The 21,930-nt window shown below is 40.6% G+C and carries 17 protein-coding genes; 7 read left to right on the plus strand and 10 right to left on the minus strand.

The features are described from left to right. Positions 1–20: 20 nt before the first annotated feature. Complete coding sequence (locus HMPREF0850_RS11365) at positions 21–374, minus strand: helix-turn-helix transcriptional regulator (RefSeq protein ID WP_001227347.1); 354 nt, start codon at positions 372–374, stop codon at positions 21–23. Between the two features lie 504 nt (positions 375–878). On the opposite strand from HMPREF0850_RS11365, the gene HMPREF0850_RS11370 reads away from it, so the two are divergent. The 4 genes from HMPREF0850_RS11370 to HMPREF0850_RS11385 all read left to right on the plus strand — a co-directional run bounded on the left by HMPREF0850_RS11370 (position 879) and on the right by HMPREF0850_RS11385 (position 3,491). After that, positions 879–1,301, plus strand: coding sequence for a sigma-70 family RNA polymerase sigma factor (locus HMPREF0850_RS11370; protein ID WP_000804885.1), 423 nt, complete (start codon positions 879–881; stop codon positions 1,299–1,301). Further along, positions 1,298–1,528 carry a helix-turn-helix domain-containing protein gene (locus tag HMPREF0850_RS11375; RefSeq protein WP_000857133.1) on the plus strand — a complete coding sequence of 77 codons (231 nt, stop codon included), beginning with the start codon at positions 1,298–1,300 and terminating at the stop codon, positions 1,526–1,528. The genes HMPREF0850_RS11370 and HMPREF0850_RS11375 overlap by 4 nt, the downstream gene beginning before the upstream one ends. Before the next feature lie 460 nt (positions 1,529–1,988). Beyond that, the gene (locus HMPREF0850_RS11380; RefSeq protein ID WP_000814511.1) at positions 1,989–2,192 is read left to right on the plus strand and encodes an excisionase; all 204 of its coding nucleotides are present in this window, start codon (positions 1,989–1,991) and stop codon (positions 2,190–2,192) included. Between the two features lie 81 nt (positions 2,193–2,273). Next, positions 2,274–3,491 (plus strand): tyrosine-type recombinase/integrase, encoded by a 1,218-nt coding sequence (locus tag HMPREF0850_RS11385; protein WP_001291561.1) that lies wholly within the window; start codon positions 2,274–2,276, stop codon positions 3,489–3,491. A 153-nt stretch (positions 3,492–3,644) separates the two neighbouring features. On the opposite strand, the gene HMPREF0850_RS11390 is transcribed toward HMPREF0850_RS11385, so the two are convergent. From HMPREF0850_RS11390 to HMPREF0850_RS11410, 5 genes are all read right to left on the minus strand, one after another. Continuing rightward, positions 3,645–4,079: a hypothetical protein gene (locus HMPREF0850_RS11390; protein WP_001224322.1), complete on the minus strand. Its 435-nt coding sequence runs from the start codon at positions 4,077–4,079 to the stop codon at positions 3,645–3,647. Between the two features lie 3 nt (positions 4,080–4,082). After that, positions 4,083–5,930 carry an ATP-binding protein gene (locus HMPREF0850_RS11395; protein WP_000784066.1) on the minus strand — a complete coding sequence of 616 codons (1,848 nt, stop codon included), beginning with the start codon at positions 5,928–5,930 and terminating at the stop codon, positions 4,083–4,085. Further along, complete coding sequence (locus tag HMPREF0850_RS11400; RefSeq protein ID WP_000229487.1) at positions 5,927–6,991, minus strand: SIR2 family protein; 1,065 nt, start codon at positions 6,989–6,991, stop codon at positions 5,927–5,929. The genes HMPREF0850_RS11395 and HMPREF0850_RS11400 overlap by 4 nt, the downstream gene beginning before the upstream one ends. A 34-nt stretch (positions 6,992–7,025) precedes the next feature. Continuing rightward, a complete protein-coding gene (locus tag HMPREF0850_RS11405) occupies positions 7,026–10,019 on the minus strand; it encodes a type I restriction endonuclease subunit R (protein WP_029705128.1) in 2,994 nt (997 codons plus the stop codon). 67 nt (positions 10,020–10,086) lie between these two features. After that, the gene (locus HMPREF0850_RS11410) at positions 10,087–12,720 is read right to left on the minus strand and encodes a DEAD/DEAH box helicase family protein (RefSeq protein ID WP_025168408.1); all 2,634 of its coding nucleotides are present in this window, start codon (positions 12,718–12,720) and stop codon (positions 10,087–10,089) included. A 135-nt stretch (positions 12,721–12,855) separates the two neighbouring features. Here HMPREF0850_RS11410 and HMPREF0850_RS11415 point away from each other — a divergent pair, with 135 nt between their 5' ends. Next, entirely contained in the window at positions 12,856–13,473 is a 618-nt protein-coding gene (locus HMPREF0850_RS11415) for a TVP38/TMEM64 family protein (RefSeq protein ID WP_000076173.1), read from the plus strand. Positions 13,474–13,519: 46 nt separating this feature from the next. Here HMPREF0850_RS11415 and scrK read toward each other — a convergent pair whose 3' ends face one another. Together scrK and HMPREF0850_RS11425 are read right to left on the minus strand one after the other, a co-directional pair. Continuing rightward, on the minus strand, positions 13,520–14,407 hold the full coding sequence (gene scrK / locus HMPREF0850_RS11420) for a fructokinase ScrK (protein WP_000164294.1): 888 nt from the start codon (positions 14,405–14,407) through the stop codon (positions 13,520–13,522). A gap of 158 nt (positions 14,408–14,565) precedes the next feature. Next, complete coding sequence (locus HMPREF0850_RS11425; protein ID WP_001064517.1) at positions 14,566–16,452, minus strand: sucrose-specific PTS transporter subunit IIBC; 1,887 nt, start codon at positions 16,450–16,452, stop codon at positions 14,566–14,568. A 379-nt stretch (positions 16,453–16,831) separates the two neighbouring features. Between HMPREF0850_RS11425 and HMPREF0850_RS11430 the strand changes: the two genes are divergently transcribed. Beyond that, entirely contained in the window at positions 16,832–18,286 is a 1,455-nt protein-coding gene (locus HMPREF0850_RS11430; protein WP_000455341.1) for a sucrose-6-phosphate hydrolase, read from the plus strand. Next, positions 18,267–19,232, plus strand: a complete 966-nt coding sequence (locus tag HMPREF0850_RS11435) for a LacI family DNA-binding transcriptional regulator (protein ID WP_000225987.1) — start codon at positions 18,267–18,269, stop codon at positions 19,230–19,232. Before HMPREF0850_RS11430 ends, HMPREF0850_RS11435 begins: the two co-directional genes overlap by 20 nt. A 140-nt stretch (positions 19,233–19,372) precedes the next feature. On the opposite strand, the gene HMPREF0850_RS11440 is transcribed toward HMPREF0850_RS11435, so the two are convergent. Both HMPREF0850_RS11440 and HMPREF0850_RS11445 read right to left on the minus strand, forming a co-directional pair. Further along, on the minus strand, positions 19,373–20,647 hold the full coding sequence (locus HMPREF0850_RS11440) for a hydroxymethylglutaryl-CoA reductase, degradative (RefSeq protein ID WP_000704361.1): 1,275 nt from the start codon (positions 20,645–20,647) through the stop codon (positions 19,373–19,375). Further along, positions 20,647–21,819, minus strand: a complete 1,173-nt coding sequence (locus HMPREF0850_RS11445; protein ID WP_025168409.1) for a hydroxymethylglutaryl-CoA synthase — start codon at positions 21,817–21,819, stop codon at positions 20,647–20,649. Before HMPREF0850_RS11445 ends, HMPREF0850_RS11440 begins: the two co-directional genes overlap by 1 nt. Positions 21,820–21,930 lie beyond the last annotated feature (111 nt).

Below are 21,930 nucleotides of genomic sequence, written 5' to 3' on the forward strand. Positions count from 1 at the left end.
TTATGTATGGATTCTTTTAATTAGTCTTCGATGTTTCTTGCTTCGTTGATACCGCTGGCTAAAGATTCCATTAAGGATAGTTCTTTGTCTGTAAAGCTATCCATGTATTTCTCTATCTGTAATCGTCGGGTGCTTTTTACCAAGTTATTAGCAGGTAAGAAAAATTCATCAACGGAAACATGAAGTAACGATACAAGGTCATAAAGAACTTGTATGCTGGGGTGTTGCCCTTTATTTTCAATATTAGTTAAGTACCGTGGGTCAATTTCAATCAATGCTCCCACTTGTTCACGAGTTAAACCTCGTTTCAATCGAGCTTCTTTAATGGCTAAACCAAAGGCTCTAAAATCATATTTATCTTCTTTTTTACGCATAGTAGACCACCTCTATACATTTTATTGTTCCTACTGAATTAAAAACAGGTATAGAAAAACGTGTTATATGGTTTATAGGTTTATATTTAATAAAAAGCACTACTAAACGCCAATAAAAAAAACCGTTATATGGTAGTGCTATTTACGCTGTTAAAATATTGTATATTACTTCCAAATGGCGGTTTGTTGGAGGTCAACGTCGCCATGAAGTACATCATATACAATAAATTTCCTTACATTGGGTTCTTGTCAAAAAAAGTCGTCTATCTGCAATAGATAAGTACGTCCACCAATGTGGTTTTATAAATCATATAGATAGAATAACAGAAGCATGTAAACAGAGAAATAAATCTGTTTATATGCTTTTTTGGCTATTCAGAACTTTTTTACAAAGTTTATTTATCAGTAATTCAACAAATCCCCCTTTCACATTGGGACTAAGAGTGAAAGGAGATAAACGAGCAAGGCTCACTTCCTTTCCTAGACAGAAAGGGGGTGAGAAACATGAAACCATCTTCTTTTCAGACCACAATAGAAAATCAGTTTGACTATATCTGTAAACGTGCTATGGAAGACGAGCGAAAGAATTATATGCTTTATCTTTCAAGGATTGCAAAGCGTGAGGTGTCCTTTTCGGATGTTGGCGATTATCTTGTTAGCCAGTTTGCGACAACAGATAACTATTCAACTGACTTTCAGATTTTTACACTCAATGGGTTATCAGTAGGCGTTGAAAATGATTTGTTGAGTGAAGCATTACGTGAGTTGCCAGACAAGAAACGTGAAATTCTACTGCTGTTTTACTTTATGGACATGAGCGATTCAGAAATTGCAGACCTGTTGAAATTGAACCGTTCTACTGTCTATCGGCATAGAACCAGTGGACTAGCCTTAATTAAAAAGTTTATGGAGGAATTTGAAGAATGAAAACACAATATCCTATGATTCCCTTTCCTCTCATTGTAAAGGCAACAGATGGCGATACCGAAGCGATTAACCAGATTCTACATCATTACAGAGGGTACATAACGAAGCGTTCCCTACGACTTATGAAAGATGAATATGGCAATCAAAGTATGGTCGTTGATGAAGTCTTACGTGGAAGAATGGAAACCAGACTGATTACAAAGATTTTGTCATTTGAAATTAAGTAATATCCTCTCTCCTTTCGTGGAAGCGTGCTAAACCATTCCACGCTTCCCGAACAGGGAGGTTTGTTATTCCACCAAAGCATATTGAGCTTTCAATGTGTTTTGATAGGCTAACGAGCCATTGTTCTTTGAAAACTGAATAAAAGTAATCGAATACGTTTCGATAAGAAAAGAGCCAACGGAACTAACCGCCATGACCTATCTTATAAAGATAGCGAGCGATTCATGTTAGTGATCCGAGAAGCAATCTTTAGCAGGATTGCCTGCAACGACATTCTTATCGTGATAATGATACTCCCATACAGTCAATAGTCCGAGCGTGATAAAACCGTCGCAGGCAATGAGTATGGCTACATGAGAACCATGCAGGGGTGGAACTCCCGTGAGCTTTGCTAAAGCTGTTCGATTGCTGGTAAAACAACTTTTATGAAATCCAAATAAGTGATTTGGAAAGGAGGATTTTATGAAGCAGACTGACATTCCTATTTGGGAACGTTATACCCTAACCATTGAAGAAGCGTCAAAATATTTTCGTATTGGCGAAAACAAGCTACGACGCTTGGCAGAGGAAAATAAAAATGCAAATTGGCTGATTATGAATGGCAATCGTATTCAGATTAAACGAAAACAATTTGAAAAAATTATAGATACATTGGACGCAATCTAGCGTCGCCAAAGGGTCTTGTATATGATAAAATAGTATTAAGTCGTATCAAGGCTCTTTCCATAAAGGAAAGGAGCAAATGCCATGTCAGAAAAAAGACGTGACAATAAAGGTCGAATCTTAAAGACTGGAGAGAGCCAACGAAAAGACGGAAGATACTTATACAAATATATAGATTCATTTGGAGAACCGCAATTTGTTTACTCGTGGAAACTTGTGGCTACAGACCGAGTACCAGCAGGAAAGCGTGATTGTATCTCACTTAGAGAGAAAATCGCAGAGTTACAGAAAGACATTCATGATGGTATTGATGTTGTAGGAAAGAAAATGACACTCTGCCAGCTTTACGCAAAACAGAACGCTCAAAGACCAAAGGTTAGAAAAAACACTGAAACTGGACGCAAATATCTTATGGATATTTTGAAGAAAGACAAGTTAGGTGTAAGAAGTATTGACAGTATTAAGCCATCAGACGCTAAAGAATGGGCTATTAGAATGAGTGAAAATGGTTATGCTTATCAAACCATCAATAACTACAAACGTTCTTTAAAGGCTTCATTCTATATTGCTATACAAGATGATTGTGTTCGGAAGAATCCATTTGACTTTCAACTGAAAGCAGTTCTTGATGATGATACTGTCCCTAAGACCGTACTAACAGAAGAACAGGAAGAAAAACTGTTAGCCTTTGCAAAAGCTGATAAAACCTACAGCAAAAATTATGATGAAATTCTGATACTCTTAAAAACAGGTCTTCGTATTTCAGAGTTTGGTGGTTTGACACTTCCAGATTTAGATTTTGAGAATCGTCTTGTCAATATAGACCATCAGCTATTGAGAGATACTGAAATTGGGTACTACATTGAAACACCAAAGACCAAAAGTGGCGAACGTCAAGTTCCTATGGTTGAAGAAGCCTATCAAGCATTTAAGCGAGTGTTAGCGAATCGAAAGAATGATAAGCGTGTTGAGATTGATGGATATAGTGATTTCCTCTTTCTTAATAGAAAGAACTATCCAAAAGTGGCAAGTGATTACAACGGCATGATGAAAGGTCTTGTTAAGAAATACAATAAGTATAACGAGGATAAATTGCCACACATCACTCCACATAGTTTGCGACATACATTCTGTACCAACTATGCAAATGCAGGAATGAATCCAAAGGCATTACAGTACATTATGGGACATGCTAATATAGCCATGACGCTGAACTATTACGCACATGCAACATTCGATTCTGCAATGGCAGAAATGAAACGCTTGAATAAAGAGAAGCAACAGGAGCGTCTTGTTGCTTAGTAGTACAAATGAATTTACTACTTATTTACCACTTCTGACAGCTAAGACATGAGGAAATATGCAAAGAAACGTGAAGTATCTTCCTACAGTAAAAATACTCGAAAGCACATAGAATAAGGCTTTACGAGCATTTAAGAAAATATAAAAAGATAATTAGAAATTTATACTTTGTTTATTATAAATATTTCTAACAAGTTCATTAGCTAATGAATGACCAATAATATGTCCTCTATGAAAATATTTTTTTGCAAATATATCTGAAGCAACACATTCCCAATTGACTGGATCCTTTAATTTCTTTCTCTTCTTGCTTCCCAAAGTATCCAAACTTTCCCCAGTTAGATATGCTTCACAAATATATGGTTGCTTATTTAAATCCATTGATAATTCAAGTAACTTATGTTTTTTAATATCAAATCCGCTACGTTCAATCGATGGAATTCCATACTTAGATGTTTCACGATTAATTATAAAATAATTTTCTTCAGTAATTACATCGGCATATTCAACTGATTTATAATCCAATAAGCTTTCCAATTCAGTTTCATCTGATACTCCTAGTAATCTAAATATTTCTTCTTTTCTCATAGTTCAACTCCACAATTCAGTCAAAATAACATCATCACTATTCGGTCTAATGATTTCTTCTTTATCTACTTTCACAAATACTGGAACTTGAATAGCATTACCAGTAATTATAACCTCTCCTTTACCTAAACTAGGAATTTTATTAAAGGAAGTTTTGTCCAGCGTAGGCATAGTATTCAGCAACATTCGTAAATCATTATCATTAACCAATCTATGGATGAAATAATTATGAACTTGTGAAAGAATAGTCGGTGAAATATCGGCCGGTCGTTGACTAGATAAAGTTAAGTAGAAACCAAATTTTCGTCCTTCCTTAATGATTTCCTCAAAAATATTTAATCTATAGTCCTGCCAAGTATCTCCTACTGAATGATTCTGAGCATTTAAAATATTATGTGCTTCATCAATAATCAAATGACTAGTACAGGTGACATCTTTTCCAGCTATTTTCGTTTTCTGTTGATCATATATCATCTTAGAGATAAGCATAGGAATTAATCTAGTGATTTCCTGATTAGCATGTACAAGATTAATAATATTTAGACTAGAAAAATCTCCCTCAATACTCTCTTTAACCTCAACAACTTTCTTCAAGCTATTCAGAGCTGTATCAATCCTATGAAATAAAGGATTAATATGCTCAATATTAGTTGATTTCCAAGTACTATAGTGAACTTTCTGAAAATCTAAAAAGAACTTTAATTTATCTATCAAGTCCAAAGAATCAAAACTTTCTGCAAGTTCTTGTCTAATTTCATCTATCTGTAACTTTTTTTCTATCTGTTCAGTTAAATCAGACTTATCATTTAAATAAATATGTTCTTCTCCCTGAGTGTAATAAGCTTTTGTTGTTGCATAATAAGTTAACGAGGAAACTTGAATAAATATTCCCCAGTTTTCTTTTGCTATGTATGATTTTGCTACTTTGATCCAATTATCCCTTGAATCAGATAATGCTGCATCTCCCGTTGTAAGAATTTTTTTCAACGTTCCAACCACAAATTTCGCAATAACTTCTCCAGTATGTTCTTTTTCATTCCACTCTTTCATTGCTTTCCTAAGAAATGGAACTTGAGTTGCTGAAGAAGCGCCAAATAAAATTGAAAGGATATCTGGATCAAAAAGATATTTCTCAGTAATAGGGATTTTCTTTGATGTTTTACTCCTAGTTTTAACATTAAATACTTTTTTATGGGTACCGGCCACACCAAAACTATCATCTTTCGTATATTCACCATTAAAATCAATAATATAAAATTTTGAATACTTTAAAATATTTTCTCGATATTCTGACCGAAAGAGTTCTAAGAATAACTTATGCAAAGTATTTGACTTACCACTACCAGTATTCCCAAACACACCAATATGAGAAGCAAATATTTTATTAATCGATAAAGGAACAACTTGACCTTCTAAGATTGACTGTCCAATGGAAATAGTTGGCTCAGACTTATTAATCCCATATATTAATTCTAAGTCTTTTTTTGAAGTAATACATACTTCATTTCCAATCATAGGTACATATTGACTTGTTACTTGGAATTCACCGTTTTCAATAACACCTTTAGTTTTTAAATGAACGATTCGATTTATAGAATTCTTTGAAAAACGATTATCAAATTCTGTGCTTCTAATTGTATTTTTTTGATCAGCAACTTTTTCAGTAACAACAGAAGCGATAATTTTTACATTGTTCTGTAAAATTGTTAGATATGCTCCAATTTTTGCTCCTTGTAACACGTCACCATGCCATAGGTACTCTGCATCATTAGATAAATGATACATTCCAACTTGAGAAATATCCCCATCAACACCTACTATTACACCTAATTTTTTGATACTCATTTTCATTCTAACTGCTCCTCAAAAGATACATCTCTAAGCAACTCAGTTAGATTGCTAATATCGAAACTAAACCATTCACTTCCATCGTCACTTTTTTGCTTTGATTTATACTTTTCCTCTAATTCATTAGGTGCAATGACATTCAAATTTCTTGGACAATCACTGAGGCCCAAATTTGTTAATATTTTTTGTTTATCAGATTCAGAATAACAAAATATAAAGACATTTAATTCAGGATTTTTCAAAGATCTGTTCAACATTTTAGCAATATGTTTATCTTGAAATGAGAATCCAATAACAATAAGAATAGATTGTTGTTTATCTAACTCAAGTTGAAATACTCTTAGCATGTCATGAAAATGATTGTTTAGAAACGTTTCTTGACCCTCTAAGCCAGTTGGTTTAACTACTACAGGATTTTCAACTACACTTTGCCTTATTAAAATATTGTCCTCTTGCCCTCTTTCCCAGTTCATCGAACCATGTGGTTTAATCAAAGATAATGTAGGAAGTTCATTAAGGTAATTATCATTTAATCCCCTATATGCAACAGACTTATTATAGTTAGCACTATCTAAAATTCTATTAAAATATCCATTACTTCCATCATTAAAAACAAATGATTCATATTTCATCAATTCATCCAGTGACTTCTCAATAAAGAGATCGTAGTTAGTAGTAAAAATATTGATATTTTTTGTCACTTGTCTAGAATTTGCATGGTAAAGAAGTTGAAGTACAACTTTAATAAATTCAGAATATCTTTTTAAAACTGCTTTAATATTATCTTCATCATTGGCGTTGCTAGTATCTTCAAGAACTTTCATTGAAGCTGCTTTATTATTTTCTTCATCATTAGCATTACTAATATCTTCAAGAACTTTCATTGAAACTGCTTTAACTTTATCAGATAGTAAATTATTAGCTTCCTCATCTGAATTATCTTTACTTTTGAAAAAAGACATTAAAGGTATGGCTGGAACTGAAGTCCCTGATCCAATTAGAAAATTAAGCCTCTTAGTCATTGCAAAATAACGCAACTGTTTTATATCAAATTTTTCAACCATATTTGTTCCTCGAATAAGAATAAAATACTTTCCTCTATCTCCCAACCCTCAACGGCTCAATCACTTCTTCGATGAGTTGGGTATAGGCTTCTTTGATTTGTTTTTTATAGAGGAGTGGATTGAGGGCATCTGTCACCTCAACTTTATAGTCCTTGTAGCGCTGACTCTTAGTCAGTTGACTTTCTCCTAGTTGTTTTTTAGCTCCCTTGCGGTAGTGATTGACATAGTAGCGGAGTTCGTCTTCACCCACATACCAAGTCTTACTAAAGTCTTGGATATGTTGCTGGATGACTGCTTCAATCATCTGGTCAAGAATATTGGCGATAGATTGACCTCTGTAGCGTTCAGGATTTGCCTGTACTTCTTGCCAAAGCTCTGAGATGATTTGCGCGAGATTTGGATTGGTCTTCTCCAGACTTTGGATATAGGTATCCACTGCTTCTCTGTCCTGTGCACTGAGACTCTTTTCCTGGCTTTGCTCTTGCTCAATCAGGCTTTGGATCAAGGTCAGGATATAGGCGTAGTTAATCTCATCCACTTGGATAGACTCTAGTTCATAGTGAATATCAAGGGGTTCCCCATCCTCATCACCATCATCTCTTCGACTTTTTAATTCTGCAAGGATATTTTGATAAAAGCCTAGATAGTTTTCCAATTCTTCTGCGCTTAGTCCTGTCTGGGCATAGATTTCTTCCTCATCATACTCTTTATACACTCGGATAGAGGCTAGATATTTATCAAAGACTTGATAGGCCTTGGCGAGCTTTCTCAACTCAGGTGTAGAGATTTGCTCGATTTGAAGGCCTTCCTCAGGATCATCGGTGATGAGATTTTGGAAATCACTGCAACTCCGCAAAAAGTTTCTCTTTTCCTCTTCCCAGCTCGGAGCTAGGACCTCATTTTCTCCACCATTTGAGTAGAGTTTAAGGGCATTATCGACTGCTTCCTTAAAGTCTAAAGGCTTTTGGAAGGTGATGATATGACCATAGGTCTTACTGGAGTCAAAGATACGGTTGGTACGACTAAAGGCCTGAATTAAATCCTGCGGTTGCATTGGTTTACGATCGATAAAGAGAGTCGATAGACAAGGAGCATCAAATCCAGTTAGGAGACGATTGACCACGATAACCAAGTCCAACTGTTCATTGCGATAGAGATACTTATCCTGTTTCCTAGCTAGACGGTTATTGACATCTGTATTAAAACCACGAAGATCCGCCATGGTAAAGTGGGTATCAAACTCTTGGTTATAGTCCTCTAGGACCTGCTTCATGTGGTCTTGGTTGGCTCTTGACTCTTCTTCATTTTCAGTGACAGAGTAAGTGATGGTCGCCTTTGGAAAATCCGGAAGGACCATCTTGACTCTCTCAGATACCTTGACTCGTGTCTGACCAGCCTTGACTCTTTTGAGAAGGTCATAGTAGGCTTGGGCTTGAGGGATGGACTTGACCGTCAGGATGGCATTGTAGGTATTGCCCACTCCCTTTTGGAAGCCTAGCTGTTGGCGCGATTTATTGATAATGGCATCCAAGACTTCTAGCATGTGCTCCTCATCCTCGTAGACAGTATCTGGTACGTCATTTTCAGATTTATCCGTGATGAGGGTATTGCGATAGTCTACCTTAAAGCCTAGGACAGCTCCGTCATGGATGGCTTCCTTGACCGTATATTCATGGAGACGATCTCCATACTGTTGCTGGGTGATTTGGGCAAGGTCACCGACCTGCTGGCGTTTATTTTCCTTAAAGATAGGCGTTCCTGTAAATCCATACCAGAGCGACTGTTGGAAAAAAGTCTTAATGTCCTTTTGTGTTTGTGGCGTAACAGCACGGTGGCATTCATCCACGACAAAGGCCACTCGGAGTCCTTTGATTTTATCCGCATCTTTTTGGTAAAGACCTTGGTCAAACTTGCGCATCATAGTAGTGATTTTCTGGATGGTGGTCACTACGACACGCTTATCATTACTTCCTAATCGCTTGACCAAATCATGGGTATTGTCCGTCTCGTCAATATCAATGACATCATTGGTCGCATAGGAGAGGAAAGATGAAGTGGTTTGTTGGTCCAAGTCCCTGCGGTCAACGACAAAAATCGTCTTTTGGATTGATGGAATTTGAAGGAGATTCCTCGCCACCTTATAGGAAGTCAGGGTCTTTCCTGAACCAGTTGTATGCCAAACGTAGCCAGAATCCTGACGGCGCGAAGCTTCCTGCACCGCTTCGATAGCATGGATCTGGTAGGGACGCAAGAGGATAAGAGATTTCTTGCTATCATCAAGGACAGAATACTGCATGACCATCTGGTGAGCACGAGGGATAGAAAGGACTTCATGGGCAAAACTGGTCAAGTTTGTCACAGGATGATTGTCCTTATCCACCCACTTGGTTAGAAATTGTTTGTTGAGTTTATTTTCACGAGCTGCAGCGATATAGCGAGTATCTACCTTGTTGGTCACAACAAACATCTGCAAGCTAGAGTAGATGCCACGGAATTTACCTTCACGATCATATTTTTTTATCTGGTGAAAGGCATCGATAAACGCAGCTTGGGAACTCTTGAGCTCGATTTGAATCATGGGCAAGCCATTGATGAGAAGAGTAACATCCAGTCTACGGTCTTGGTCCAGAGGATTCGCCTTGTCTCTCTCAACTTGGTTAACAACTTCATAGCTAGACTTACCAGCTGCGATATTGTCTCTCCAGATGACTGACAAACGGATGGTGCCTAAGCTAGCATCTTCTCTTTGAACTTCGACTTTAGCAATGCCATTTTCACCTACCAACCACTTAGCAGCATCATAGTAGCTGACAAAGTTCAGTTGGTTCTGAATCTGACGTTTTTCCTGCTCTGTCAATGGATGGTCTGCTAGTAGAGCAACATTGTTTTGAGCCAGTTTCTCAAAGAAATTGTCCCATAGTTGTTCTTCTGTTTTGAGGTCTTCTCTATAAGTCCATTGGCTTTCCCCAGTTACCAGTTGGTTGATCAGTTGTTTTTCTATCTCCAGTTCTGGTTTTACTTGCATCATTCTCTCCTTTATAATGCACAATTTTACTATATTATATCATGTTTCAGATGGATTTTCCCATACGCCCCTACTCCAACTGGCTTTTAACCTTCTTCTTAGTCAAGATACGGTCGTTTTTGTTAGAGAGAGCTTTGATACGAGCTTCGAGAAGGATTTTCCGTCCGGCCTCTGTTCGTGTGTAGACGAGGTGATAGCGTCCGATAGTTGGCGTCAGAAAGTCAAGGAATTTCTGCGCTTCTTCCTTGCGCTTGTCAAAAAGACTAGGCACGACATAGTAAGGTGACTGACCTTGTCGGACTTTCTCTGCCTTCAAGAGATAGCGCTGATTGTCCACTGGAGCAAAGAACTCTCCCACAGTCTGCACAAACAGCTCCTTGTCCCTCATGCTTCCTCCCTTGAGATAGGCGAAAACCATATAATTTTCCTTGTCCTCCTCTACCTGAACACGGGATTGATCGTCCGTTAGATGCCCCGAATCTAGCAGAACCTTTCGGATCTGCTCACACAGAGATTGCAAGCGTTTATAGGGACTCTTATAGGAGAGGTAGCGCCAAGATGCAAAGGACAAAAAGAGGAGACAGGCTGCTGTAAGCCACCAAACTCCAGTCAGTCTCATTCTAAACAACAAGACCAACAAATCCACTGCTAACAGCAACAATGACATGCGAACCCATTTTAATGCATCAAACTGGAGCATGATTGGAATTTTCTGTTTTTGAGTCGCAACTTCAGTGACAATCTCAAATCGATCTGCCATTACGAGAGAATCGTACCATTTTTTGCGCAAACCTGCTCGATCCTTGGATAACATCTTAATCCGTTCGTTATACTCTCTGATTTGCTTTTTCTTAAAAGGGGGCTTTGGAAAATCCAAACGATCCAAACCAGTCTCAATACTCTCCTGATTATAGGCCAGTCCAAGAAAATGTTCCATCCGTCGCGACAGGGTTTGCAGATCCTGATTGCTATCTAGCGTCGGCTCTTCTCCGGAGAGTGTGATGAGCGGCTCCGATTGAACGGCTACCAAATGCCAGATATTGCTAGTCTTTTCTGGATGTCCTTGCCAGGTACGAATGGCACGTCCACGCATCTGATTACTCAGCATAAAGCTCCCCACAAAACTTCCAAGGATTAAAGAATTGACACAAGGGGCATCCCAACCCTCTCCGAGGAGAGATTTGGTTCCAACTAGGACTTGGATCCGACCGCGTTGGAAAAGTTCCGTCACCGCCGCTACAATACCCTTAGCCGTACTAGGGAATCCCACCAGCACATAATCCTCTTGGTCTAACTGACCAATAGACGAAAAACTAAGATGAACCTGAGGCAAGAGTTCCTTCAACTCTGCTGCCACATTGATGGGAAGAATAACGACACTCCCTGACAAGACAGCCAAAGATACAGATATCTCATGCTCCTGAGCTTTCCGACGAATGCTTTCAAAATAGGGGAGAACTCCCAACTGAGAAATTGTTGCCTGATTATCTCCCAGATAGGTGGCAAAATCCTTGCGAATATAGTCAGCTAAGACGAGTTGTCGCAAATCTTGTCCCATACTTTTATACTCAGTCAGAAAAATATCTGCAATACCAGACAATTTCCCCAAAGACTGATTTAAAATCTTGTCCCTAGACTTGGACTTGACTAGAAAAACCTGTCGCTGTTCGATCAACCCCCGTGCTTTCAAATCGGATTCTAACTTTTCCCTAAATCCATTTGGATCCTCATACCAATCTGGAGTTTGATAGAGAACGCTCTGCAACAACAGCTCGAGCCAGTAGGAATTCACCTGAGGCAGACGTTTCGCCCCCAAAAGATTCTCTAAAGAGTCAGGAATGGTCAAGCCCTGAGAATGCATAAAGATTAAAATAGCCGACAAGTACTTAGGGTCTTCTAGTAGAACATCAGATGAAATGTCTCCTTTGAGTACCTTTGAACCTGACACTAGAGCTTGAAAGTCAGGATTTACCAAAAGCTGGTGGATATACTCCCACTTTCTATCTTCAAACAGCATGATGTGTTCCGACTCTTCAGCTGTTGGTGAACAGATATAGACAAAATCCTGATGAGGACAGAGGGTGTCTTCCTTGACTAGTTCAGGTACCGTGATTTCTTGGTCAATTTCCCCACACATACGGATATAGCGTTCCCAGAGTTCAGGCTCGCTGTCATAAGGTGGTGTCGCTGTCAGGGAGATGACTTGCAGCTGTTCATACTGCTTGCGAAAGGCTTCCAGACTTTTCCACCATTCATTGCGCAGGTGGTGGCATTCGTCCAAGCAAAGAGTAGCAACTTTCTGAGTTCTTAGACTTGCAAGCAAATCAAACCCCACAAAATCCTCTGCTTCTCCATCTTCTTGTGTTTGCAATTGGTTCATGGCGCTATGAAAAGCCTGATAGGTCACAATCGTTAGTGCCTTCATCTCCTTTAAGTTTTGGGAAACGAGATCTGAAATCTTCTGTTCGTTCTCTAAAAAGGCTGTTTGAATCCTGTCCACCCATTGTTCACGAATGGTGACAGTTGGAACCAAGACAAGGGCTGGATTGCCAAAACGAGCGATTAGCTCGATACCAATGGTGGTCTTGCCGGACCCTGGTGCCGCCACTAGGTGAACATGCCTATCTGCTTGATAGTCTTGAAAACGATCCAAGACTTCCTTTTGGTACTTTCTCCATCTTCCTTTAAAATTTAAATCTAACATTTCTTTCACCGTTATATCTCTTGACTTACTTCTTTAATTGTACCACACTTATATAAAAAGCAAGATAAGGAATCAAATTAGTCTTTATAAGAAAAATATGGTATAGTAGAATCATACTATCTATAAGGAGTTTCTATGTCACAGGATAAGCAAATGAAAGCTGTTTCTCCCCTTCTGCAGCAAGTCATCAATATTTCGTCTATCGTCGGGGGAGTCGGCACCTTGATTTTCTGCATTTGGGCCTATCAGGCAGGAGTGTTACAGTCCAAGGAAACCCTATCGGCCTTTATCCAGCAAGCTGGGATTTGGGGACCACCACTCTTTATCTTTTTACAGATCCTACAAACCGTTGTTCCGATCATTCCGGGAGCTTTGACCTCAGTGGCTGGGGTCTTTATTTACGGCCACATCATCGGAACTATCTATAACTATATCGGCATCGTGATTGGCTGTGCCATTATCTTTTACCTCGTCCGTCTCTATGGGGCTGCTTTTGTCCAGTCGGTCGTCAGCAAGCGCACCTATGACAAGTACATCGGTTGGTTAGATAAGGGCAATCGTTTCGAGCGGTTCTTTATCTTTATGATGATCTGGCCAGTTAGCCCAGCTGACTTTCTCTGCATGCTGGCTGCCCTTACCAAGATGACCTTCAAACGCTATATGATTATCATCGTGTTGACCAAGCCCTTTACCCTAGTGGTTTATACTTATGGTTTGACCTATATTATTGATTTCTTCTGGCAGATGTTTTGAGAATAGAAAAATCCGTTTGGTTTCCCAAGCGGATTTTTTGTTTGTTTTATTTTGCGACACTCTTAGCAAGGACAAAGTTCCCAAGTGTTGCAGAACCATTTCCTGCGACTGCTGGAGTGACAATGTAGTCACGCACGTCTGGCACTGGTAGGTAACCATTGAGAAGAGCTGTAAATTTCTCACGCACACGGTCCAGCATGTGTTGTTGGGCCATAACGCCACCACCAAAGACGATCACATCTGGACGGAAAGTCACAGTAGCATTGACCGCAGCCTGAGCGATATAGTAGGCTTGAACATCCCAGACAGAGCTGTTGAGTTCGATGTTTTCGCCACGAACACCTGTACGAGCTTCTAGACTTGGACCAGCCGCAAAGCCTTCCAAACAGCCCTTGTGGGAAGGACAGACGCCGTTAAATTCTTTTTCTACATCCATTGGGTGTTTAGCCACATAGTAGTGACCCATCTCAGGGTGACCGACACCACCGATAAACTCACCACGTTGGATAACACCTGCACCGATCCCTGTACCGATCGTGTAGTAAACCAAGTTTTCGATACGGCCACCAGCATTGTTACGAGCAACAACTTCACCATAGGCAGAGCTGTTCACGTCTGTGGTGAAATACATGGGTACGTTGAGGTAGCGGCGAAGGGCACCAAGTAGGTCTACATTTGCCCAGTGAGGTTTTGGAGTCGTTGTGATAAAGCCATAGGTTTTTGAGTTTTTGTCGATATCGATCGGACCAAAGGAACCGACAGCAAGGCCTGCAAGATTATCGAATTTTGAAAAGAATTCGATGGTTTTATCGATCGTCTCGATAGGAGTTGTTGTTGGAAATTGTGTTTTTTCCACAACATTAAAGTTTTCATCACCGACAGCACAGACAAACTTTGTACCGCCCGCTTCTAAGCTTCCATATAATTTTGTCATGATAAACCTCTTATCTTTGTTTTCTCTATTATAGCACATTTTAAAGGGCTAGATTTCTCAATATTTTAGATTTTCCTCTGTAAATCTTACCATCCAAGTAAAAACGAACAAACATAATATTTGTTCGTTTTATTTTTAAATCTGATTTTCGAAGAGGACTAGGCTTTCACTTCGATGATAGCGTCACCCTTGACAACTGAACCGCTTGCGACTGGTGTCACAGAAGCGTAGTCTGCTGTGTTGGTTACGATAACCATTGTTGTGTCGTCAAGACCTGCAGCAGCGATTTTGTTTGAGTCAAAGGTTCCGAGAACATCACCAGCTTTGACCTTGTCGCCTTGAGCAACTTTTTGTTCAAAGCCTTCACCGTTCATAGTCACCGTGTCGATACCAACGTGGATCAAGATTTCAGCTCCGTTTGCTGTCTTCAAACCGTAAGCATGTCCTGTAGCAAAGGCGATTGATACTTCTGCATCAGCTGGTGCGTAAACCACGCCTTGGCTTGGTTTCACTGCAATCCCTTGTCCCATTGCACCACTTGAAAAGACTGGGTCATCAACATTCTCAAGGGCAACTACGTCCCCAACGATTGGAGTTTGGATTGTTTCATTTTGAGGAGCTACTGGAATGTTACCAGTTGTTTCTTCTTGAACCAAACGTTCTGTCGCTACTTCACTAGCAACTTCTTCTTCGTCCTCGTAACCAAACATGTAAGTAAGTGCAAAACCAAGAACGAATGATACAGCTACCATAAGGATGTATTGGAATAATTGACCGTTACCAATGTACAACATTGTACCAGGGATGATGGTGATACCATTACCAGTACCAGCGAGTCCAAGGATAGAAGCCAGTCCACCACCGATAGCACCAGCAATCAATGAAAGGAAGAATGGTTTACGGAAACGCAAGTTCACCCCGAAGATAGCAGGCTCTGTAATACCGAGGAAGGCAGAAAGAGCAGCTGGGAAAGCAAGTGTTTTCAGTTTAGGATTTTTAGTTTTGACACCAACGGCAACAGTTGCAGCCCCTTGAGCTGTCATAGCTGCAGTGATAATGGCGTTGAATGGGTTGGCATGATCGGCAGCAAGCAATTGCACTTCAAGCAAGTTGAAGATGTGGTGTACACCTGATACGACAATCAATTGGTGAACCCCACCAATCAAGAAACCACCAAGACCAAATGGCAAGCCAAGAATCGCTTTTGTACCGATAAGGATGTAGTTCTCAACAACATGGAAGACTGGTCCGATGACAAAGAGTCCAAGGATAGACATCACCAAAAGTGTCACGAATGGCGTCACCAAGAGATCCAAGACATCTGGAACCACTTTGCGGAGAGCTTTTTCAAACTTGGCTCCGACCACCCCAATGATGAAGGCTGGAAGAACGGAACCTTGCAAACCAACAACAGGAATGAAGCCAAAGAAAATCATAGCTGTTACTTCACCACCTGATGCTACTGCCCAAGCGTTTGGAAGTGAGCCAGAAACCAGCATCATACCGAGGACGATACCAACGGCTGGATTTCCACCAAATACGCGGAAGGTTGACCATACAACCAAACCTGGCAAGATGATGAAGGCTGTATCTGTGAGGATTTGGCTGTAAATGGTAACATCTTCTGGAAGTGTCATTCCAAGAGCATTCAAGAGACCACGAACACCCATGAAGAGACCAGTTGCTACGATAACTGGGATAATTGGCACGAAAACGTCACCGAAAGTACGGATAGCACGTTGGAACCAGTTTCCTTGTTTAGCAGCTTCTGCTTTCATATCTTCTTTAGAAGATGTTGGCAAACCAAGTGCAACGACTTCGTCGTACATCTTGTTTACTGTACCAGTACCAAAGATGATTTGGTATTGACCTGAGTTAAAGAAAGCTCCTTGAACTTTATCCAAGTTCTCAATCACTTCCTTATTGATTTTCCCTTCATCTTTGACCATGACACGTAGACGGGTCGCACAGTGGGCTACACTGTTGACGTTTTCACGTCCGCCAAGGGCTTCGATGACCTTTTTTGCAATATCCTGATTGTTCATTTGCAAAAATCTCCTTATAAAATTTTGTTCTTGTTTGAAAGCGATTTTATTCGCCCTACGACTATTATTTTATCACGTTTCTAAAATATGTCAAGCGTTTTGCAGAATTTTTTATTTCCTTTCTTTTGTTCCTGATTATTTTTGCTTGTTTTTGAGGGATATTCTCTTTGTCCTCAAAAAAATATCTTTATATTAGAGGATTCAAAGCTTTTTATTTACATTTTCTTTCATTTTTTCGTGAAAATTTGCCAGATTCCCTTTACTTGATTCATGGTAATCGTTTGACATATTTTTCTCTTTTTTAACATAAAAGACTTGCTTTTTTTGTCGAAAACGTTTACTATTAATAATAGAATAGAACTTATGGAGGAAAGATAAAATGGAATGGACAACTGAGCGCCGTTATAGACGCTATGAAGATTGGTCTAATGATGAAATCAAGCAAATCAAGGAAAAGATGGCACAATCTCCTTGGCATACTCGTTACCATGTCGAGCCTAAAACAGGGCTTCTCAATGATCCAAATGGTTTTTCTTATTTCGATGGCAAATGGATTCTCTTTTACCAGAACTTCCCCTTTGGTGCAGCCCATGGGTTGAAGTCTTGGGTGCAGCTTGAAAGTGATGATTTAGTACACTTTACAGAAACTGGAGTCAAAGTTTTGCCAGATACTCCATTAGATAGCCACGGTGCTTACTCTGGTTCTGCCATGCAGTTCGGCGATCAGTTGTTCCTATTTTATACTGGAAATGTCCGTGATGAAAATTGGATCCGTCACCCTTACCAGATTGGGGCTTTGATGGATAAGGATGGCAAGATTACAAAGATTGACAAGGTCTTGATTGACCAGCCATCAGACTCTACTGACCACTTCCGCGATCCGCAAATTTTTAACTTTAAGGGACAATATTATGCCATCGTTGGTGGACAGGATTTGGAGAAAAAAGGCTTCGTCCGTCTCTACAAGGCTGTGGACAATGATTATACAAACTGGCAAGCAGTTGGCGACCTTGACTTTGCTAACGACCGCACTGCCTACATGATGGAATGCCCAAATCTAGTCTTTGTAGGGGAACAACCTGTCCTTCTCTACTGTCCACAAGGATTGGATAAGAGTGTTCTAGACTATGATAATATCTATCCAAACATGTACAAAATCGGGGCTTCCTTTGATCCTGAAAATGCCAAAATGGTAGATGTGTCTCCATTACAAAATCTAGACTATGGTTTCGAGGCCTATGCTACCCAAGCCTTCAACGCTCCTGACGGACGCGCTCTAGCAGTTAGTTGGCTTGGGTTACCAGATGTTTCTTACCCATCTGACCGTTTTGACCACCAAGGAACCTTCTCATTGGTCAAAGAACTCACTATCAAAGATGGCAAACTCTACCAATATCCTGTCTCAGCCGTCAAAGAACTTCGTTCTTCTGAAGAGGTCTTCTCAAATCGTACTCAAACCAAAAACACCTATGAACTGGAGCTCAACTTGGAAGCCAATAGCCAAAGCGAGATTGTCTTGCTCGCTGATAAAGAAGGCAAGGGGCTTTCAATCAACTTTGACCTTGTCAATGGACAGATGACAGTGGATCGTAGTCAGGCTGGTGAACAGTACGCCCAAGAATTTGGTACCACTCGTTCTTGCCCTATCAATAACCAAGCTACTACTGCCACTATCTTCATCGATAAGTCAGTCTTTGAAATTTTCATCAATAAAGGAGAAAAAGTATTTTCTGGTCGTGTCTTCCCACATGCGGACCAAAATGGTATCCTCATCAAGTCTGGAAACCCAACTGGAACTTACTATGAATTAGATTATGGTCGCAAAACTAACTGATGTCGCAAAACTTGCAGGCGTCAGCCCCACTACCGTCTCACGGGTCATCAATAAAAAGGGGTATCTATCTGAGAAAACCATTCAAAAGGTCAATGAAGCCATGCGAGAACTAGGCTACAAGCCTAATAATCTGGCTCGAAGCCTCCAAGGAAAATCTGCCAAGTTGATTGGACTTATTTTTCCAAACATCAGTCACGTCTTTTATGCGGAGTTGATTGACAAGTTGGAACACCAACTCTTCAAAAATGGTTACAAGACCATCATCTGTAACAGTGAGCATGATTCTGAAAAAGAACGCGAGTACATCGAAATGCTGGAGGCCAATCAGGTCGATGGTATCATTTCTGGAAGTCACAACTTGGGAATCGAAGACTACAATCGTGTGACAGCGCCGATTATTTCCTTTGACCGAAATCTATCACCAGACATCCCTGTCGTCTCCTCTGATAACTACGGTGGCGGGGTTCTCGCCGCCCAAACCTTGGTCAAGACAGGAGCCCAATCTATCATCATGATTACAGGAAATGACAACTCTAACTCACCGACTGGACTGCGCCATGCTGGCTTTGCCTCTTTACTCCCAAAAGCACCTATCATCAATGTTTCGAGTGACTTTTCTCCCGTCAGAAAAGAAATGGAGATCAAGAATATCTTGACCCATCAGAAACCAGATGCGATTTTTGCTTCAGATGATTTGACAGCTATCCTGGTTATCAAAATCGCTCAGGAGCTGGGAATTTCTGTTCCTGAAGAGCTCAAGGTCATCGGTTATGATGGGACCTACTTTATCGAGAACTACTACCCTCATCTGACAACGATTAAGCAGCCTATGAAAGAGATTGCCCAACTCACTGTTGATCTCCTCTTGCAGAAGATTGAAGGTAAAGAGGTCGCGACAACTGGTTATTTCTTACCAGTTACATTATTACCAGGAAAAAGTATTTAATACTCTTCGAAAATCTCTTCAAACCACGTCAGCGTCGCCTTACCGTACTCAAGTACAGCTTACGGCTAGCTTCCTAGTTTGCTTTTTGATTTTCATTGACTATAAACACAAGAAAACTCAGACCAATTCGTCTGAGTTTTTTATGATCTTAAGTTTTCTAGATAGCGCTGGGCTGTCTCTAAGTTAAAGGTTTTATCTGCGATGAGGCGCTCAACGAGGGGAGCAACTTCAGACTCACTAGCACCAGCTAGGAGAGCTAAGGATTTGGCCTGTAGTTTCATGTGGCCTTGCTGGATGCCCGTACTGACCAAGGCTTTGAGGGCCGCAAAGTTTTGGGCAAGACCGATGGACACGATAATCTGAGCTAATTCCTTGGCTGAAGGATTTCCTAGTAGTTCATGACTGAGGGCTACACGAGGATTGAGACCGATAGAGCCACCTTTTGTAGCTACCGGCATGGGCAGTGTCATCTCACCGACCAATTCTTCTCTTTCCATGTCCAGCGTCCATTGACTGAGACCTTGATAGCGTCCATCTCGACTGGCAAAGGCATGAGCCCCAGCTTCGATAGCACGCCAGTCATTACCCGTGGCGATTAAAATGGCATCGATACCATTAAAAATCCCTTTATTGTGAGTAGCTGCTCGGTAAGGATCTGCCTGCGCAAACTGGCTAGCCAAAGCTATTTTCTCCGCAATTTCTCGTCCTTGATCCCTTTGAGGACTCAAGTAGCGAAAGGCAATTCGACAGCTTGCTGTCACCAGAGAATCGGTCGCGTAGTTGGACAAAATTCCCATAAGACTCTGTCCCTGACTGAGTTCTTCTAAGACTGGCTTCAAGGCTTCCAGCATGGTGTTGAGCATATTGGCTCCCATGGCTTCCTGAGTATCAACATGGAGATAAACAACGAGAAAGTCTGCTTCACCTTTGATCTGCTCTACATGCAAATCACGCGCCCCACCTCCTCGTTTAACGATAGAAGGATAGGCTTGATTGGCAAGTTCCAAGAGCTCAGCCTTCTTGCTGGTAATCTTCTCTTGCGCTTGTTCAGGTTCAGCAACTTGATAAAGGGCTACCTGACCAATCATCTGGCGCTGATGAACTTGAGCAGCAAAGCCACCTGCTCGTTTGATGATTTTGCTGGCATAGCTAGCTGCAGCAACCACTGACGGCTCTTCTGTCACATAAGGAACTGTATAGTCCTGACCATTCACCAAAAGTTCAGGAATGATCGAATAAGGCAGAGAAAAAGTTCCCACCACATTCTCACTCAGCTGGTCTGCAACCGTCAAACTGACTTGTTCATCCTGCTCTAGACTCCTTTGCTTTTCAGGACTAAGGAGCGCCTGAGCTCGCAACAACTCAAGGCGCTCATGGTATGATTTTTTAGAAAATCCATTCCAACTTATCTTCATTATTTTTCAACCTTGCTATAACGGCGTTGGTGGTCGACAATTTCAACCAAGGCATAGTCTTGATGTTCATAGCCTGCAAATTGGGCTGAACCAGATTCATCTAACTGCAATTCTTCGAAGAAGACTTTTTCATAGTCTGCAACGGATAGGGCTGTACGTTGCTTGAGTTTGCTCAAGCGCTCTTTGTCGAGATAGGCCTCATAACCTTCGACCAATTCACCACTAAAGAACTCTGAAACAGCTCCACTTCCGTAACTGTAGAGGGCAATTTTATCGCCAGCCTTCAGATTCTCTGCATTTTCCAAAAGGGAGAGGAGGCCGAGGAAGAGGGAACCTGTATAGATATTCCCAATCATCTGACTGTAGAGAATTGATTTGTCAAAGTTTTCTTGCAAACTATCCTGTTTTTCCTGAGATAGAGTCTTGTCCATCATCTTGCGCAAGCCTTTTAGGGCCAGCTTCGGATAAGGCAAGTGGAAACAGATGGCCGCAAAGTCACCCATGGTCCAATCGTAGCGCTTCTTGTATTCGTCCCAAGTCGTTGTGAGACTGTCCAGATATTGCTGGGTTGAATAGACACCATTGACATAAGGAGTGCTTGAATAGTTTGGTCGCCAGAAATCCATGATGTCGCGTGTTTGAGCAACATTATCATTGTTAAAAGCCATAATGCGTGGATTTTGCGTGATTAGCATCGCTACACTTCCAGCACCCTGAGTTGGCTCACCCGGAGTTGCCACACCATACTTGGCAATATCACTGGCAATGACCAAGACCTTGGACTCTGGAGAATTTTCCACATGTAACTTGGCATAATGAAGGGCAGCTGTTGCTCCATAGCAGGCTTCTTTGATTTCAAAGCTACGGGCGAAAGGCTGGATGCCTAACAGACCATGAACAAAGACCGCCGCCGCTTTACTCTGGTCAATTCCTGATTCGGTCGCCACGATGACCATGTCGATTTCTTCTTTTTCTTTATCTGTGAGGATAGAGTTGCTGGCACTGGCAGCCAAGGTAACAATATCCTCAGTCAGTGGTGCAATACTAATTTCATTTAACAAGAGTCCCTTGCTAAATTTTTCGGGGTCAACTCCCCTCGCTTCTGCTAAGTCTTGTAGTTTCAAGACATATTGACTGGTCGCAAAACCAATCTTATCAATACCGATTGTCATATTTACCTCTGTTTTTTCATTCATTGTAAAAAATCGTTCTATTCTATTTTATCACAAATAGGAACAAATGAGAGAAAAAAGACTTGATTCACCAAATCAAGCCTTTTCTTT

Source organism: Streptococcus sp. M143 (genome assembly GCF_000162495.1).
Lineage (GTDB): Bacteria > Bacillota > Bacilli > Lactobacillales > Streptococcaceae > Streptococcus > Streptococcus dentisani.